The organism is Sphingobium sp. ba1, assembly GCF_000743655.1.
Classification (GTDB): domain Bacteria; phylum Pseudomonadota; class Alphaproteobacteria; order Sphingomonadales; family Sphingomonadaceae; genus Sphingobium.
Genome location: NZ_JPPQ01000083.1, coordinates 454566 through 468828, shown reverse-complemented (window position 1 = coordinate 468828; position 14263 = coordinate 454566). Strand labels below are relative to the sequence as shown.

The window sequence follows — 14263 nt, the reverse complement described above, 5'->3', positions numbered from 1 at the left end:
CAACACTACCTCCGCACGCCGCACCACCGGCATGGTGCGCGCATTGAGGATGAGCCAGAGAGCGAGCCAGCCCGCAAGCAGAACCAGCGCAAGCAGCGTCCAAAGAATTTTACGGCGCATGCTCAAAGAACGACGTGCTCCTGCGAAAGCAGGAGCCCAGGGTCGATCGGATTGCCCTGCACACTAGGCTCCTGCTTGCGCAGGAGCACCAACATCACCTTCACTTCGCCGCCTTCTTCGCCACCATCCGCTCGCGAAAGGCCGCCGCCCAGCCGGGCTTTGCAACCTGCGCGGGCCGGACCAGGCACAGCGCATCATCGCCCACCGGCTGCGTCACCACGCTACCCGCCGCCACGATCGCGCCATCGCCGATCCTGACCGGCGCGACCAGCGCGCTGTTCGATCCGATGAACGCCCCCGCGCCGATTTCCGTGCGATATTTGAAGAAGCCATCATAATTGCAGGTGATCGTCCCCGCGCCGATATTGGCACCCGCGCCGACGCCCGCATCGCCGATATAGGACAGGTGATTGACCTTCGCCCCCTCGCCCAGCCGCGCCTTCTTGATCTCGACGAAGTTGCCGACCTTGGCCTTGACCCCGATCTCGGCGCCGGGCCGCAGCCGCGCATAGGGACCGATCGCAGCGCCGCGTTCGATGCGCGCACCCTCCAGATGGGAGAAGGCGTGGATCACGACATCATCGGCCACCGTCACGCCCGGTCCGAACACGACGTTCGGCTCCACCACCACGTCGCGGCCCAGCACCGTATCATGGGCAAAGAATACCGTCTCCGGCGCCACCAACGTCACGCCCTCGCGCATCGCCTCGATCCGGCGGCGCGCCTGCCACATCGCTTCCACGCCCGCCAGTTCGACCCGGCTGTTAACCCCCGCCACTTCCCAAGCTTCGGTCTCGATGACGGCGCTTTGCGCGCCCGGCAGCATGATGATATCGGGCAGATAATATTCGCCGGCGGCATTGTCGTTGCCAATCTGGTCGAGCAGCACGAACAGGTCGGTCGATCGCACCGCCATCAGCCCGCTATTGCACAACGTCACCGCGCGCTCGGCCTCGCTCGCATCCTTATATTCGACCATCTTGCCGATCATGCCCTGCCCGTCGGCGATGATCCGGCCATAGGCGGCGGCATCGTCGGGGCGGAAGCCCAGCACCACCGCGCGCGGATCGTCCCCCCGGTTCAGCCGATCGAGCATCGCCCGCATCGTCGTCGCACTCACCAACGGCACATCGCCATACAAGATCAGCACATCGCCCGCGAATCCGGCCAGCGCGTCATGCGCCTGGGCGACCGCATGGCCAGTGCCCAACTGCTTGTCCTGCACCGCGATCACCGCGCCGGTGCCCGCTACCGCCGCCTCCACCTGTTCCCGGCCTGCGCCGACCACCACCACTTGCCGCTCCGGCTCCAGCGCGGCAACGCTGGCCAGCAGGTGCAACAGCATCGGCCGCCCGGCGACCGGGTGCAACACCTTGTGCAGCGCGGATTTCATGCGCGTGCCTTGGCCTGCGGCAAGGATGATGACGGCGAGAGGACGGGCGGCAGTCACGATGGCTTTGTCCCTGACAAGTGCGTTGGATCATGCGGCTCTGCCATGTTTGGCTTGCCTTTGCCACCGCCGACGCGGCATGGCGCGGCCATGGCCCATATTCCTTTCGATATCGTCGGCTTCGACCTCGACGGCACGTTGATCGACACCAGCGGCGATCTCGCCGCGGCGGTCAACCACGCCATCGGCACGGTCGGCCTTGCCCCCTTCCCCGTCGCGGACATTCGCCCTTTCGTCGGCCAGGGGGCCAGGGTCATGCTCGACCGCGCGCTGTCGGCCTCGGACGCGCAGGACGATGCCTTGCTGGCGCAACTGCTCCCGGTGCTGCTCGACTATTATCAGGCGAACCTCAGCGCCCATTCCACCCCCTATCCCGGTCTGCTCGGCGCGATGGATGCGCTGACAGCGGCGGGCGTCACGCTCGCCATCTGCACCAACAAGGCGGAACGTTTCGCCCTGCCCCTGATGGATCAGCTCGGCCTGTCGCACCGCTTCGCCAGCATCATCGGCGGCGATACGGTCGGCGTCGGCAAGCCCGATCCCGCACCGATCCACGCCATGATCGAGCGGGCGGGCGGCGGGCGCACGATCTTCGTCGGCGACACGATCAACGACATAGCGGGCGCGCGCCATGCGGGCATCGCCAGCGTCGCGGTCAGCTTCGGCTTCCTCGACGGCCCGGTCGAAGAGTTGCGGGCCGACGCCATCATCCATCATTTCAACGAATTGCTGCCCCTGCTGCAAGGCTGGCCGCAATGACCCTGCGGCTGGAGCGCGACGGCCCGGTCGCCCGGCTGCTGATCGACCGCCCGGCCCGGCGCAACGCCATGACGCAGGATATGTGGGAAACACTACCACTCCTCGTCCATGACGCCATAGCCGATGATGCCATCCGCGTGCTGATCCTCGCCTCAGCCACGCCCGGCCTGTTCTGCGCCGGGGCGGATATCGATGAATTTGCGACTTGTTCCGGTGATCCCGACTGGCGCGTCACGAACCAGACAGCGATCCGTAATACCCAATATGCGCTCGCCCATGCCGACAAGCCGGTCATCGCCGCGATTGATGGCGATTGCGTCGGCGGCGGCTGCGGCCTCGCCATCGCCTGCGACCTGCGCATCGCCGCGCCCACCGCGCGGCTGGGCATCACGCCCGCCAAGCTCGGCATCGTCTATTCGCTGTTCGACACCAAATTGCTGGTCGATCTCGTCGGCCCTGCCCGCGCCAAGCGCATCCTCTTCACCGGCGCGCTCCACGATGCCGATACCGCGCTCGCGATCGGCCTCATAGACCAGATCGCCGCCGATCCGCTGGCGGAGGCTGACGCCCTTGCCCGCACCATCGCCGCCAATGCCCAGCATAGCGTGCGATCGTCCAAGACGATCATCCGCCGCATCCTGGATGGTCAGGCAGACGATGACGACAGGACGCTCGCGCTGTTCCGCGACGCCTTCACCCTGCCCGATTTCGCCGAAGGTGTGTCCGCTTTCCGCGCCAAACGGAAACCCGATTTCGGCGGCTGACGCCTTAGGGCTGCGCAGCCTCGAAATAGGATGCGACCCAATCGCGGACCCCCGCATCGGACGCAACCGCCGCACCCAAATCCGGCTGCCCCGGCCAGCCCGCATCGCGCACCGTCAGCCCGCCACCGCTGCGCTCGCCCTCATAGCGCGGCAGGACATGGAAATGGACATGCGGATCGACCATCATCAGCATCAGATAGTTGATCTTCTGATAGCCGACCGCCGCCCGCAATGCCGCTTCGATCGCCCCGGTCACGGTCTTGAGTTCGGCATGGGCTTCGGCTGGCAAATCCCCGAACGCCGTCGCATCGCTCTTGGCCGCCAGCACCAGCGACCCCAGCGTCGGCTGCGCCGGGCGCAGCAGCACCACCCAATGCGCAAACTCCGCGATCAGGCTGGCGGGCCAGCCGAACTTCACTATCGTCTCGTTCACGCTGCCGCCTCATCCATCCAGCTGACGATCGGCCGTCCCGACCGCTTCACGCTATAGGCCTGCGCCAGCCGCACCGCATGCACGACCAGCGAAATCACCGTCCACCAGGCCAGCGCCACCAGCCCGATGTCTGGCCGCCCGACCAGCAGCGCCACGAACAGGATCACCATATTCGGGTTGCGCCGCGCCGTCACCAGCCGGAACTGGCTGTCGAACCGCCTCCAGACATGGATGTCCATGCCGAAATCCTTGAGGAACGCGCCCTCAATCAAGCGTTGCAGCACATAGCCGACGACCACCGCCGCCATCACCAGGATGAACGCCTGCCCCGTCAGCGACAGGCCCCAGGCGGCCAACCCCGTTCCCCAAAAATACCACCAGAAGGGCGGGTGAACCAGATCGACGCCATGGTCGATCACATTGCCCCATTTGGACGAGGTGATGGTGCAGCGCGCCAGCTTCCCGTCCACCGTATCCAGCACCATGAAGATGAAACCGCACAGGAAGCCGGTCCAGTACATCCCTTCTGAAAACAGGAAGGTCGCGATCAGGCACAGCGTCACCCCGATCACCGACACCATATTGGGCGTCATCTTGAGCTGCGCCGCGATCCGCGTCAGTATCAGCGCCAATTCGGGCCACAGATATTTGGTCAGCACGTCCGTCACGCCCTTATAGGCGCCGAAATAGCTGTGCCGCTCGATCGCGCGCCGGGTCGCGGGGGTCAGCTCGCGCACCATCGGCTGCTCCAGCTTGCGCAACTGCCGGTTATAGAGTTTGCGCCCGTCCGACAGGTCGATCACCGCTGCCTGCATCGGATCATGTCCCTGCGGCACCTGCCCCACGACCGGCACGCCACCCCAGGCAAAGACCGTCCCCGGCGTCTCCAGCACCAGCCGCAGCAGCAACGGATCGAATGCATAGGTCAGGTTGAAGACCAGTTCATGCCCCGGTGCCAGCGCGCTGCCATTCTTTGCCGCGCTTTCCGCCATCCGGCGGTTCCGTTCGGCATTGGTCATGCCCCAGATCGGCGTGGTATTCTTCCCCAGCATGCGAATGGGGCCAAGGGCAGTGGTCATCGTCTCAGTCATGCAGGCGCTTTCGCGAAGGTCATTATAATGTCGGCCTGCCGCCGCGACGCGGGAATCGGCGACAGGTCGATGGATTGCTCCATGGCCGCTTCCTGCGCAGCAACGAAGCCGGGTTGCAAGTCCTGCGCCCGCGCCAGGGCATCGGCCAGCGCCTCCGGCGTCTCGATCACCTGCCCCAACCGCCAATGCGCAAAGGCCTCACCACTGGCATCGCGCCGGTCGAGATTGAGGAAGATGCACGGCCGCGGCTGGATCAGAAACTCATACACCTGGCTCGATACATCGCCCAGATAGACGTCGGCGCTCATCGTATAGCTCATGTCGATCGCATGCCGGCTGCCCATGTCGACGCGGATGTGCGGCGCGGCGCTGACGATCGGCGCCACCGCCTGCGCCAGCTTGGTATGCGGCGCGATGATGACATTCCACCCGTTGAACGACTCCAGCGCCGCCAGCATCGCCGGGCCATGCCGCACCCAGGAAGACAGATCAGGGTCGAAATGCGGATTATAGAGCAGCACCGGCTTGTCGTCAGCGAAGAATCGCTGCCGCGCTGCCTTCAACTCGAACTTGGCATAGCCCCCGACCACGACTTTATTCGCCGCGCACAACCCCCGTTCGATCATCCGGCGACGATCCTTTTCGCCCGCCACCAGCGTCAGGTCGAAATCGGCATGGCGCTTCTTATAGCCCCCCTCCCGGTCGCCCGCGCCATGTTTGATCAGCACCAGCCGGGACTTGAAACCCGGCACCCGCCGCAACCAGGCGGTGGAAATCTCCGTCGTCACCAACAGCGGAAAGGCCGCGATCGTGCGGTAATTGCCAAGCAGGGTGAGGATTCGCGAAGGCTGGCGGAACAGCGAGTCGGCTTGGGCCGAAAAACGCCTCAGCCGTACCGGCCGCAACCGCCGGTCTGTGTCGTACCCCGCCACCAGATCCAGTATCGCGTCCGATGGCGACAGCACATGCACCCGCACCCCAGGACGCCGCGCCAGTTCCAGCGCGGCGGGCAGCCAATGATAAAGCTGCTGCGCTTCGGCAATGGCGAGAAAGGCGATGTCCATGCGCGAAAGCCACTCCAGACGGGCTGGAGGCCTAGCGGCGATATAGGGGCTTTTGCAAGGGCGCGCGTCGCATTCCCTTTTGTAGGTGCTGGACCTTTGCCCATATTTTGGTATGCGGGCCGCAACCGAACGACACTCTGAAAGAGGCTCGACGAGCGATGGCCGAATTTGCGTTGCCCAAGAACAGCAAGATCAGCGGTAAGGGTGTGACCCACCCCGCACCCGCAGGCGCAACCAATGTGCGCAGCTTCAAAGTCTATCGCTATGATCCCGACTCCGGGCAAAACCCGCGTTACGACACGTTCGAGGTCGATCTCGACCAGTGCGGGCCGATGGTTCTGGACGCGCTCATCAAGATCAAGAATGAATATGACACCACGCTGACCTTCCGCCGCTCTTGCCGCGAAGGCATTTGCGGTTCCTGTTCGATGAACATGAACGGCAAGAACGGCCTGGCCTGCACCACCGCGATCGACGAATGTTCGGGCAAGGACGTGAAGATCACGCCGCTGCCGCACATGGACGTGATCAAGGATCTGGTGCCTGATTTCACCCATTTCTACGCGCAATACAACTCGATCCAGCCTTGGCTGAAGACCGTGTCGCCCCCGCCATCGGGCAAGGAGCGGCTCCAGTCGCCCGCCGACCGTGAAAAGCTCGACGGCCTCTACGAGTGCATCCTGTGCGCCTGCTGCTCGACCAGCTGCCCATCCTATTGGTGGAACAGCGACAAGTTCTTGGGTCCGGCCATCCTGCTCCAGGCCTATCGCTGGCTGGCCGACAGCCGCGACGAATATACCGGGGACCGCCTCGACGAGCTGGAAGATCCCTTCCGCCTCTATCGCTGCCACACGATCATGAACTGCGCCAATGTCTGCCCCAAGGGTCTGTCGCCGGCCAAGGCGATCGCCGAGACCAAGAAGATGATGGTCGAACGGCAGCTTTGATCTTGAACAGTGATGGTGTCGCCGGGGGTCAGCCACTGACGGACGGGCAATGGGCGGGCTGGATCGCATGGTCCGACCCGCACCCCGATACGTTTTTGCAGGCGATCGGCCGTGGCTATATGCGCGAACTCTCGCCCGGCCGGGCGGAAGTCGCGCTGGAAACCCGCTCCAGCCATCGCAACCGGCTCGATACGCTGCATGGCGGCTTCCTCGCCGCCTTTGCCGACCATGCCTATTTCGGCGCGCTCTGGGCGATGGGGCATAAGGATCAGATTCATGGCGTGACCATCGACCTGTCGATGCAATATCTGGGTGCCGGGCGCGTCGGCCCGCTGCTGCTGGCGCAGGTCGACCTGTTGCGTGAAACCGGCCGCCTATTGTTCCTGCGGATGCTGATGACGCAGGATGGCGAGCCCGTCGCCGCCTCCACCGCCACCATCCGCAAGGCGCCGCCCGCCAAATGACCGGTGTCCTTGCTCGCTACGAAGCGTTGATCGCTGCCGGAGAATTGCGCGCCGATCCCGATCAGCGCGCCGCTGCCGTCCGGCTCGACACCCTGCAACAGCAGTTGGAAGCCGCGCCCGAACGCGGCTCGACCCTGTGGCGGCTGCTCCGCAAGGCCCCCGAACCGCCGCGCGGCCTCTATATGTGGGGCGGCGTCGGGCGCGGCAAATCCATGTTGATGGACCTGTTCTTCGACACGGTGAAAATCCCGCGCAAGGCGCGTGCCCATTTCCACGAATTCATGCTCGACGTCCACGCCCGCTTGGCCGAAGCGCGCAAATCCGAAACCGGCGACCCCATCCCCCCGGTGGTCGAGGCGCTGGCCGAGAATGCCCGGCTGCTATGCTTCGACGAGATGGTGGTCAATAATATGGCGGACGCCGCGATCATGTCGCGGCTGTTCACGGGATTGCTCGAAAAGCGGGTGACGATCGTCACCACGTCGAACCGCGTGCCCGACGATCTCTACAAGGACGGCCTCAACCGCCAGTTGTTCCTACCCTTCATCGACCTGATCAAGGATCGGCTCGATGTGCAGACATTGAACGGCCCGACCGACTATCGCCGCGACCGGCTCGGCGATGCGACGCTGTGGCATTGCCCCAATGGCGACGAAGCGACCGCCGCGCTCAGCACTGCCTTTTTCCGCCTGACCGACTATCCGCCGTCCGATCGTGCCCATGTCCCGTCCGAAGACATACCGGTCCAGGGCGGCCGCACCCTGCATGTGCCCAAAAGCCTCAAGGGCGTCGCGGTCTTCTCGTTCAAGCGCCTGTGCGCCGAAGCCCGCGGTGCGCCCGACTATCTGGCGATCGCGCGCAAATATCATACAGTCATCATCGTCGGCATTCCGGTGCTTGGCCCGGAAAACCGCAACGAGGCCGCCCGCTTCGTCACGCTGATCGACTCGCTCTACGAATATAAGGTCAAATTGCTGGCCTCGGCCGATGCGGAACCGGCGCAGCTCTATCCACAAGGCGATGGCGCATTCGAATTCGAACGCACCGTCTCGCGCCTGATGGAAATGCAGTCGGATGATTATCTCGCGCTCGGCCACGGCCCCAAATAGCATCCTCCCCTGGCAGGGGGTCGTTGCGAAATGCGCATCGCTTACCAATCACCGTCATTCCCGCGAAGGCGGGAACCCATCTCCCACCTTATCGTCTTGGGTTTAGGTTCGGAGATGGATCCCCGCCTTCGCGGGGATGACATAAAGACCTATGGGTAACTGCCTGTTGCAGCACGTTATAGCGCGCACCGCCGTCATCACGGCGCAATCTTCTTGTCCATATCCTGCGAAAAATAGACCGGATGCCTTCCGTCGGGAAGGCATCCGGCAGGGTAGCGCTGCAGGGAAGGCTCACCGGCCAGGGTAGGAGCCGGGAGCGACAGCGTGTGAATCGCCTTTAATGCAACTGCGAATGAATTGCAAAGATAAATCCGACTTCCCACCTTTGACAGGTTGAAACCCCCGGTCGAAGGGCGTAGGCGAGGCATCAATTCCAGTAGTCAAGACTTGGAGGATGACAGATATATGGCCCGTAAGAAGATCGCGCTCATCGGCGCTGGCAATATTGGTGGCACGCTGGCGCATCTCGCCGCTCTGAAGGGCCTGGGCGACATCGTCCTGTTCGACGTCGTCGAAGGCATCCCCCAGGGCAAGGCGCTCGACCTGTCGCAGTGCGGCGCGGTCGAAGGCTTCGATGCCAAGATCACCGGCTCCAACGATTATGCCGACATTGCAGGTGCGGACGTCATCATCGTCACCGCCGGCGTCGCCCGCAAGCCGGGCATGAGCCGCGACGATCTGCTCGGCATCAATCTCAAGGTCATGAAGGCCGTGGGCGAAGGCATCGCCGCCAACGCACCCGACGCCTTCGTCATCTGCATCACCAACCCGCTCGACGCGATGGTGTGGGCGCTGCGCGAATTTTCCGGCCTCCCCCACAATAAGGTCGTCGGCATGGCGGGCGTCCTCGACAGCTCGCGCTTCAACCACTTCCTCGCCGAGGAATTCCAGGTGTCGGCCAAGGACGTCACCAGCTTCGTGCTGGGTGGCCATGGCGACACGATGGTCCCCGTCATCGAATATTCGACGGTCGCTGGCATCCCCGTCCCCGACCTCATCAAGCAGGGTCGCTCGACGCAGGAGCGCATCGACGCCATCGTGCAGCGCACCCGTTCGGGTGGCGGCGAAATCGTCGGCCTGCTCAAGACCGGCTCGGCCTTCTATGCGCCCGCCACCAGCGCGATCGCCATGGCTGAAGCCTATCTGGGCGACAAGAAGCGCCTGCTGCCCTGCGCCGCCAACCTCACCGGCCAATATGGCGTCGACAATCTCTATGTCGGCGTGCCCGTGATCATCGGCAAGGACGGCGTCGAGCAGGTCATCGAGATCGAGCTGAACGAAGAAGCCAAGGGCAACCTCCAGGTGTCGGTCGACGCGGTCAAGGAACTGCTCGACGCTTGCAAAGCGATCGATCCCAGCCTGGCCTGAGTGATTTCGATGGTATTTCCCAAGCCCACGGTTGCTCAGGCCATCGAAGTTATCGTCCGATACAGGGCACCTATTGATTTGGTGCAATTGGCAATGGCGATATTTGGCTCTGGTGATCGAGCATCTGATCTACGCAAGGATTTAGCTTGGCTAGTAAAAGAAGGGCATCTGCGTGTGGACGCCGGAAAATACTTTCCGGGTCGGATCGGACCTACTAACTTGAATAGTAACGACCACTACGTTCCCGAATAAACGCCATTCTCGCAACTAGCGAGTTCATAGACCCGACCTGCACCGGGCAACCGAAAGGACGCCAAGACAAATGTCGATTCTCGTCAACAAGAATACCAAGGTCATCACGCAAGGGATGACCGGTGCCACCGGCACTTTCCATACCGAACAGGCGCTTGCCTATGGCACGCAGATGGTGGCCGGCGTCACGCCGGGCAAAGGGGGCCAGACCCATATCGGCCTGCCCATGTTCGACACCGTGCTGGAAGCCAAGACCAAGACCGGCGCCGATGCCTCGGTGGTCTATGTGCCGCCACCATTTGCCGCCGACTCGATCCTGGAAGCGATCGACGCGGAAATCCCGCTGATCATCTGCATCACCGAAGGCATCCCCGTCCTCGACATGGTGCGCGTCAAGCGCGCCCTGTCGGGCAGCAAGTCGCGCCTCATCGGCCCCAACTGCCCCGGCGTCCTGACCCCCGACGAGTGCAAGATCGGCATCATGCCCGGCAGCATCTTCAAGAAGGGCAGCGTCGGCGTCGTCTCGCGCTCCGGCACGCTGACCTATGAAGCCGTGTTCCAGACCTCGAACGCGGGCCTGGGCCAGACCACGGCTGTCGGCATCGGCGGCGATCCGGTCAACGGCACCAACTTCATCGACGTGCTGGAACTGTTCCTGGCCGACGACGCGACCGAATCGATCATCATGATCGGTGAAATCGGCGGCGACGCGGAAGAACAGGCCGCCCAGTTCCTGAGGGATGAGGCCAAGCGTGGACGCAAGAAGCCGATGGCCGGCTTCATCGCGGGCCGCACCGCCCCTCCGGGCCGTCGCATGGGCCATGCCGGCGCGATCGTGTCGGGCGGCAAGGGCGACGCGGAAAGCAAGATCGCGGCGATGGAAGCCGCCGGGATCAAGGTCGCCGCCAGCCCCTCGGAACTCGGCACGACCTTGCTCGAAGTGCTGAACGGCTAAAAAGCGACTATATATAGAGGCGGCCGGGCTGCACCCTGGCCGCTCACTTCCCGCACCGCGACTGCACGCGGCACGGATCGGACAAGATATTATGGGTTACGAAAACCAGGATTTCGAGATCGAGCAAGGCCCCAGCTGGGCACGCCCGAATTGGCCGTTGTCGGACACTGACGACCTCACCGGGGCGCTTGACCCCACGCAGATGCAGGTCGCGGTCAAGGCCGCCGCCAAGGCTGCGGGCAAGGCGGTGTCGGATGCGGACATAGCGCAGGCCGCCGAAGATTCCATCCGCGCGATGATGCTGATCCGCACCTATCGCGTGCGCGGTCATTTGGCCGCCAATCTCGATCCGCTGGGGCTGACCCATCGCGATCTGCCGGCCGACCTGACGCCGGAATTTCACGGCCTGACCGACCTTAACCGGAAAATCTATCTCGGCGGCACGCTCGGCCTGCAATTTGCCAGCGTCAGCGAGATCGTCGCCATCCTGCGCGCCAATTATTGCGGCAATGTCGGCCTCGAATATATGCACATCGCCGATGTGGAGGAGCGCCGCTTCCTGCAGGACCGGATGGAAGGCAAGGACAAGGAAATCATCTTCACGCCGGAAGGCAAGAAGGCGATCCTGGCCAAGGTCATCCAGGGCGAGCAATATGAGAAGTTCCTGGGCCGCAAATATGTCGGCACTAAGCGCTTTGGCCTCGACGGCGGCGAATCCATGATCCCCGCGCTCGAAGCCGTCATCAAATATGGCGGCCAGTCGGGCGTGCGCGAAATCGTCTATGGCATGGCCCATCGCGGCCGTTTGAACGTCCTTGCCAATGTGATGGCCAAGGGCTTCCGCGTCATCTTCCACGAATTTTCCGGCGGCACCGCCAACCCCGAAGATGTCGGCGGTTCGGGCGACGTGAAATATCATCTGGGCACCTCCACCGATCGCGAGTTCGACGGGATCAAGGTCCATATGTCGCTGGTGCCCAACCCCTCGCATCTCGAAACCGTCGATCCGGTCGTATTGGGCAAGGTGCGCGCGCAGCAGACCTTCCGCGACGACCTCGACAAGCATGAGCAGGTTCTGCCCGTGCTGATCCATGGCGACGCCGCTTTTGCGGGTCAGGGTATCGTATGGGAATGCCTCGGCTTCTCCGGCGTGTCGGGCTACAATACCGGCGGCTGCATCCACTTCATCGTCAACAACCAGGTCGGCTTCACCACCAGCCCGCAATTCTCGCGCGGCTCGCCCTACCCGTCCGACGTGGCGAAGGGCGTTCAGGCCCCGATCCTGCACGTCAATGGCGACGACCCCGAAGCGGTGACCTTCGCGTGCAAACTGGCGGTCGAATATCGCCAGACCTTCCACCGCGACATCGTGATCGACATGTGGTGCTATCGGCGCTTTGGCCATAATGAAGGCGACGAGCCTTCGTTCACCCAGCCGCTGATGTATGCGAAGATCCGCCAGCATCCGCCGGTCAGCGACGTCTATGCCACGCGCCTCAAGGAACAGGGCGTGATCGGCGACGATTTCGTGGCCAGCGCGACCAACGAGTTCGTGACCCATCTGGAAGACGAGTTCGAAGCGTCCAAAAGCTACAAGGCCAACAAGGCCGACTGGTTCGCCGGTCGCTGGTCGGGCCTGCACAAGCCCGCCGACGCGGAAACCACACGCCGCAGCGTCGAATCCGCCATCGCGCCTAAGCTGATGGAAAGCCTGGGCAAGACGCTGACCACCGTTCCCGAAGGCCATGCCGTCCACAAGACGCTCCAGCGCGTGCTGGATGCCAAGGCGGAGATGTTCAAGACCGGCGCGAATTTCGATTGGGCAACCGGCGAGGCGCTGGCCTTCGGCTCGCTCCTGTCGGAAGGCTATGGCGTGCGCCTGTCGGGCCAGGACTCAGGGCGCGGCACGTTCAGCCAGCGTCACTCGGTCTGGGTCGATCAGAATACGGAAAAGAAATATATCCCGCTCTCCACCGTCCGTCATGGCCGGTTCGAGGTGCTGGATAGCCCCTTGTCCGAATATGGCGTCCTTGGCTTCGAATATGGCTATGCCCTGGCCGACCCCAAGAGCTTGGTCCTGTGGGAAGCGCAGTTCGGCGATTTCGCCAATGGTGCGCAGATCATCTTCGACCAGTATATCGCCTCGTCGGAAAGCAAGTGGCTGCGCGCCAACGGCCTCGTCTGCCTGTTGCCGCACGGCTATGAAGGACAGGGACCGGAACATAGTTCGGCGCGTCTGGAACGCTTCCTTCAGCTCTGCGCCGAAGGGAATATCCAGGTCGCCAACATCACGACCCCGGCCAACTATTTCCACGTCCTGCGTCGCCAGATGCTGCGTCCGTTCCGCAAGCCGTTGATCATCATGACGCCCAAGTCGCTGCTGCGGCACAAGCTGGCGGTGAGCAAGGCCGAGGATTTCCAGGGCGACACCCACTTCATGCGCATCCTGTCGGACATGAATCCGGCACCCGATGCGGAAACGAAGCGGCTGGTGCTCTGTTCGGGCAAGGTCGCCTACGACCTGATGGAAGCGCGCGATGCGGCCGGGGACAAGAACACCCAGATCGTCCGCATCGAACAACTCTATCCCTTCCCCACCGAAGCACTCGCCATCCGCATGGAACGTATGCCCAAGCTGGAAGAAGTGATCTGGTGCCAAGAAGAGCCACGCAATAATGGCGCGTGGTTCCATGTGGAGCCCTATATCGAGGAAGCTCTGGCGGACGTCGGCAAGGCACCGATGCGCGCCCGCTATGCCGGTCGCAAGGCCTCGGCGTCGCCCGCAACGGGCCTCGCCAAACGCCATGTCGCCGAACAGGGCGCCCTCGTCGCCGATGCGCTGGGTCACAGCGTCCGTGAAGAAATCCGACGCCAGAAGAAAGGCTGAACAAGCTCATGGCTACCGAAGTCAAAGTCCCTACCCTGGGCGAATCCGTTACCGAAGCAACCGTGGGCCAGTGGCTCAAAAAGCCTGGTGAAGCCGTCGCGCTCGACGAACCCATCGTCAGCCTGGAAACCGACAAGGTCGCGGTCGACGTGCCCTCGCCTGTCGCCGGTACGCTGGGCGACATCGTCGCCAAGGAAGGCGACACCGTGAATGTCGGCGCGCTGCTGGCGATGGTCAACGAGGGCGCGGCCGCAGCCGCCGCTCCTGCTGCGTCGCCTGCTCCCGCTGCCAAGGCGGAAGCCGCTGCGCCTGCGCCTGCCGCATCGGCCCCTGCGCCAGCCGCGTCGGACGAGGAGGAAGGCGGCAATCTGACGCTCTCTCCCGCCGTGCGCCGCCTGGTGCTGGAGCATGGCCTTGACCCGTCCAAGATCAAGGGCACCGGCAAGGACGGTCGCCTGACCAAGGACGATGTCACCGCCGCCGTCGCCGCCGGCACCGCCAAGGCCGCCGCTTCCACACCTGCCTCGGCACCGGCTGCCG

Annotated in this window: 13 protein-coding genes; 9 read left to right on the top strand and 4 right to left on the bottom strand. The window is 63.6% G+C overall.

Annotated elements, in window-relative coordinates; all coding sequences use genetic code 11:
* Positions 1–220: 220 nt before the first annotated feature.
* Entirely contained in the window at positions 221–1513 is a 1293-nt protein-coding gene (glmU, locus tag IL54_RS21475) for a bifunctional UDP-N-acetylglucosamine diphosphorylase/glucosamine-1-phosphate N-acetyltransferase GlmU (protein WP_037480314.1), read from the bottom strand.
* A gap of 147 nt (positions 1514–1660) precedes the next feature.
* On the opposite strand from glmU, the gene IL54_RS21470 reads away from it, so the two are divergent.
* Both IL54_RS21470 and IL54_RS21465 read left to right on the top strand, forming a co-directional pair.
* Positions 1661–2329, top strand: a complete 669-nt coding sequence (locus IL54_RS21470; RefSeq protein WP_193378919.1) for an HAD family hydrolase — start codon at positions 1661–1663, stop codon at positions 2327–2329.
* Positions 2326–3093, top strand: coding sequence for an enoyl-CoA hydratase/isomerase family protein (locus IL54_RS21465; protein WP_037480310.1), 768 nt, complete (start codon positions 2326–2328; stop codon positions 3091–3093). Before IL54_RS21470 ends, IL54_RS21465 begins: the two co-directional genes overlap by 4 nt.
* Positions 3094–3097: 4 nt before the next feature.
* On the opposite strand, the gene IL54_RS21460 is transcribed toward IL54_RS21465, so the two are convergent.
* From IL54_RS21460 to IL54_RS21450, 3 genes are read right to left on the bottom strand one after another with little or no spacing between them, the layout of a single operon-like run.
* Positions 3098–3526 carry an HIT family protein gene (locus IL54_RS21460; RefSeq protein ID WP_037480308.1) on the bottom strand — a complete coding sequence of 143 codons (429 nt, stop codon included), beginning with the start codon at positions 3524–3526 and terminating at the stop codon, positions 3098–3100.
* Positions 3523–4617: a CDP-alcohol phosphatidyltransferase family protein gene (locus IL54_RS21455; protein WP_037480306.1), complete on the bottom strand. Its 1095-nt coding sequence runs from the start codon at positions 4615–4617 to the stop codon at positions 3523–3525. The genes IL54_RS21460 and IL54_RS21455 overlap by 4 nt, the downstream gene beginning before the upstream one ends.
* Positions 4614–5681 (bottom strand): glycosyl transferase, encoded by a 1068-nt coding sequence (locus IL54_RS21450; RefSeq protein ID WP_037480304.1) that lies wholly within the window; start codon positions 5679–5681, stop codon positions 4614–4616. The genes IL54_RS21455 and IL54_RS21450 overlap by 4 nt, the downstream gene beginning before the upstream one ends.
* Before the next feature lie 158 nt (positions 5682–5839).
* On the opposite strand from IL54_RS21450, the gene IL54_RS21445 reads away from it, so the two are divergent.
* The 7 genes from IL54_RS21445 to IL54_RS21415 all read left to right on the top strand — a co-directional run.
* Entirely contained in the window at positions 5840–6628 is a 789-nt protein-coding gene (locus IL54_RS21445) for a succinate dehydrogenase iron-sulfur subunit (RefSeq protein WP_037480303.1), read from the top strand.
* 2 nt (positions 6629–6630) lie between these two features.
* The gene (locus IL54_RS21440) at positions 6631–7092 is read left to right on the top strand and encodes a PaaI family thioesterase (RefSeq protein WP_037480764.1); all 462 of its coding nucleotides are present in this window, start codon (positions 6631–6633) and stop codon (positions 7090–7092) included.
* Complete coding sequence (gene zapE, locus IL54_RS21435) at positions 7089–8201, top strand: cell division protein ZapE (RefSeq protein WP_037480301.1); 1113 nt, start codon at positions 7089–7091, stop codon at positions 8199–8201. The genes IL54_RS21440 and zapE overlap by 4 nt, the downstream gene beginning before the upstream one ends.
* A gap of 465 nt (positions 8202–8666) precedes the next feature.
* Positions 8667–9629 carry a malate dehydrogenase gene (mdh, locus tag IL54_RS21430; RefSeq protein WP_037480299.1) on the top strand — a complete coding sequence of 321 codons (963 nt, stop codon included), beginning with the start codon at positions 8667–8669 and terminating at the stop codon, positions 9627–9629.
* Between the two features lie 322 nt (positions 9630–9951).
* On the top strand, positions 9952–10836 hold the full coding sequence (gene sucD, locus IL54_RS21425) for a succinate--CoA ligase subunit alpha (RefSeq protein ID WP_037480297.1): 885 nt from the start codon (positions 9952–9954) through the stop codon (positions 10834–10836).
* Positions 10837–10927: 91 nt separating this feature from the next.
* Positions 10928–13723 (top strand): 2-oxoglutarate dehydrogenase E1 component, encoded by a 2796-nt coding sequence (locus tag IL54_RS21420; RefSeq protein ID WP_037480295.1) that lies wholly within the window; start codon positions 10928–10930, stop codon positions 13721–13723.
* An 8-nt stretch (positions 13724–13731) separates the two neighbouring features.
* The coding region (locus IL54_RS21415; protein ID WP_037480759.1) for a biotin/lipoyl-containing protein at positions 13732–14263 on the top strand (532 nt) is incomplete at its 3' end.

Bases quoted from the DNA above. Each gene is read 5' to 3' on its own strand.
- IL54_RS21420 (WP_037480295.1), top strand. From the start codon at position 10,928: ATGGGTTACGAAAACCAGGATTTCGAGATCGAGCAAGGCCCCAGCTGG.
- IL54_RS21445 (WP_037480303.1), top strand. From the start codon at position 5,840: ATGGCCGAATTTGCGTTGCCCAAGAACAGCAAGATCAGCGGTAAGGGT.
- zapE (WP_037480301.1), top strand. From the start codon at position 7,089: ATGACCGGTGTCCTTGCTCGCTACGAAGCGTTGATCGCTGCCGGAGAA.
- IL54_RS21455 (WP_037480306.1), bottom strand. From the start codon at position 4,617: ATGACTGAGACGATGACCACTGCCCTTGGCCCCATTCGCATGCTGGGG.
- mdh (WP_037480299.1), top strand. From the start codon at position 8,667: ATGGCCCGTAAGAAGATCGCGCTCATCGGCGCTGGCAATATTGGTGGC.
- IL54_RS21465 (WP_037480310.1), top strand. From the start codon at position 2,326: ATGACCCTGCGGCTGGAGCGCGACGGCCCGGTCGCCCGGCTGCTGATC.
- glmU (WP_037480314.1), bottom strand. From the start codon at position 1,513: ATGAAATCCGCGCTGCACAAGGTGTTGCACCCGGTCGCCGGGCGGCCG.
- IL54_RS21450 (WP_037480304.1), bottom strand. From the start codon at position 5,681: ATGGACATCGCCTTTCTCGCCATTGCCGAAGCGCAGCAGCTTTATCAT.
- IL54_RS21470 (WP_193378919.1), top strand. From the start codon at position 1,661: ATGGCCCATATTCCTTTCGATATCGTCGGCTTCGACCTCGACGGCACG.
- sucD (WP_037480297.1), top strand. From the start codon at position 9,952: ATGTCGATTCTCGTCAACAAGAATACCAAGGTCATCACGCAAGGGATG.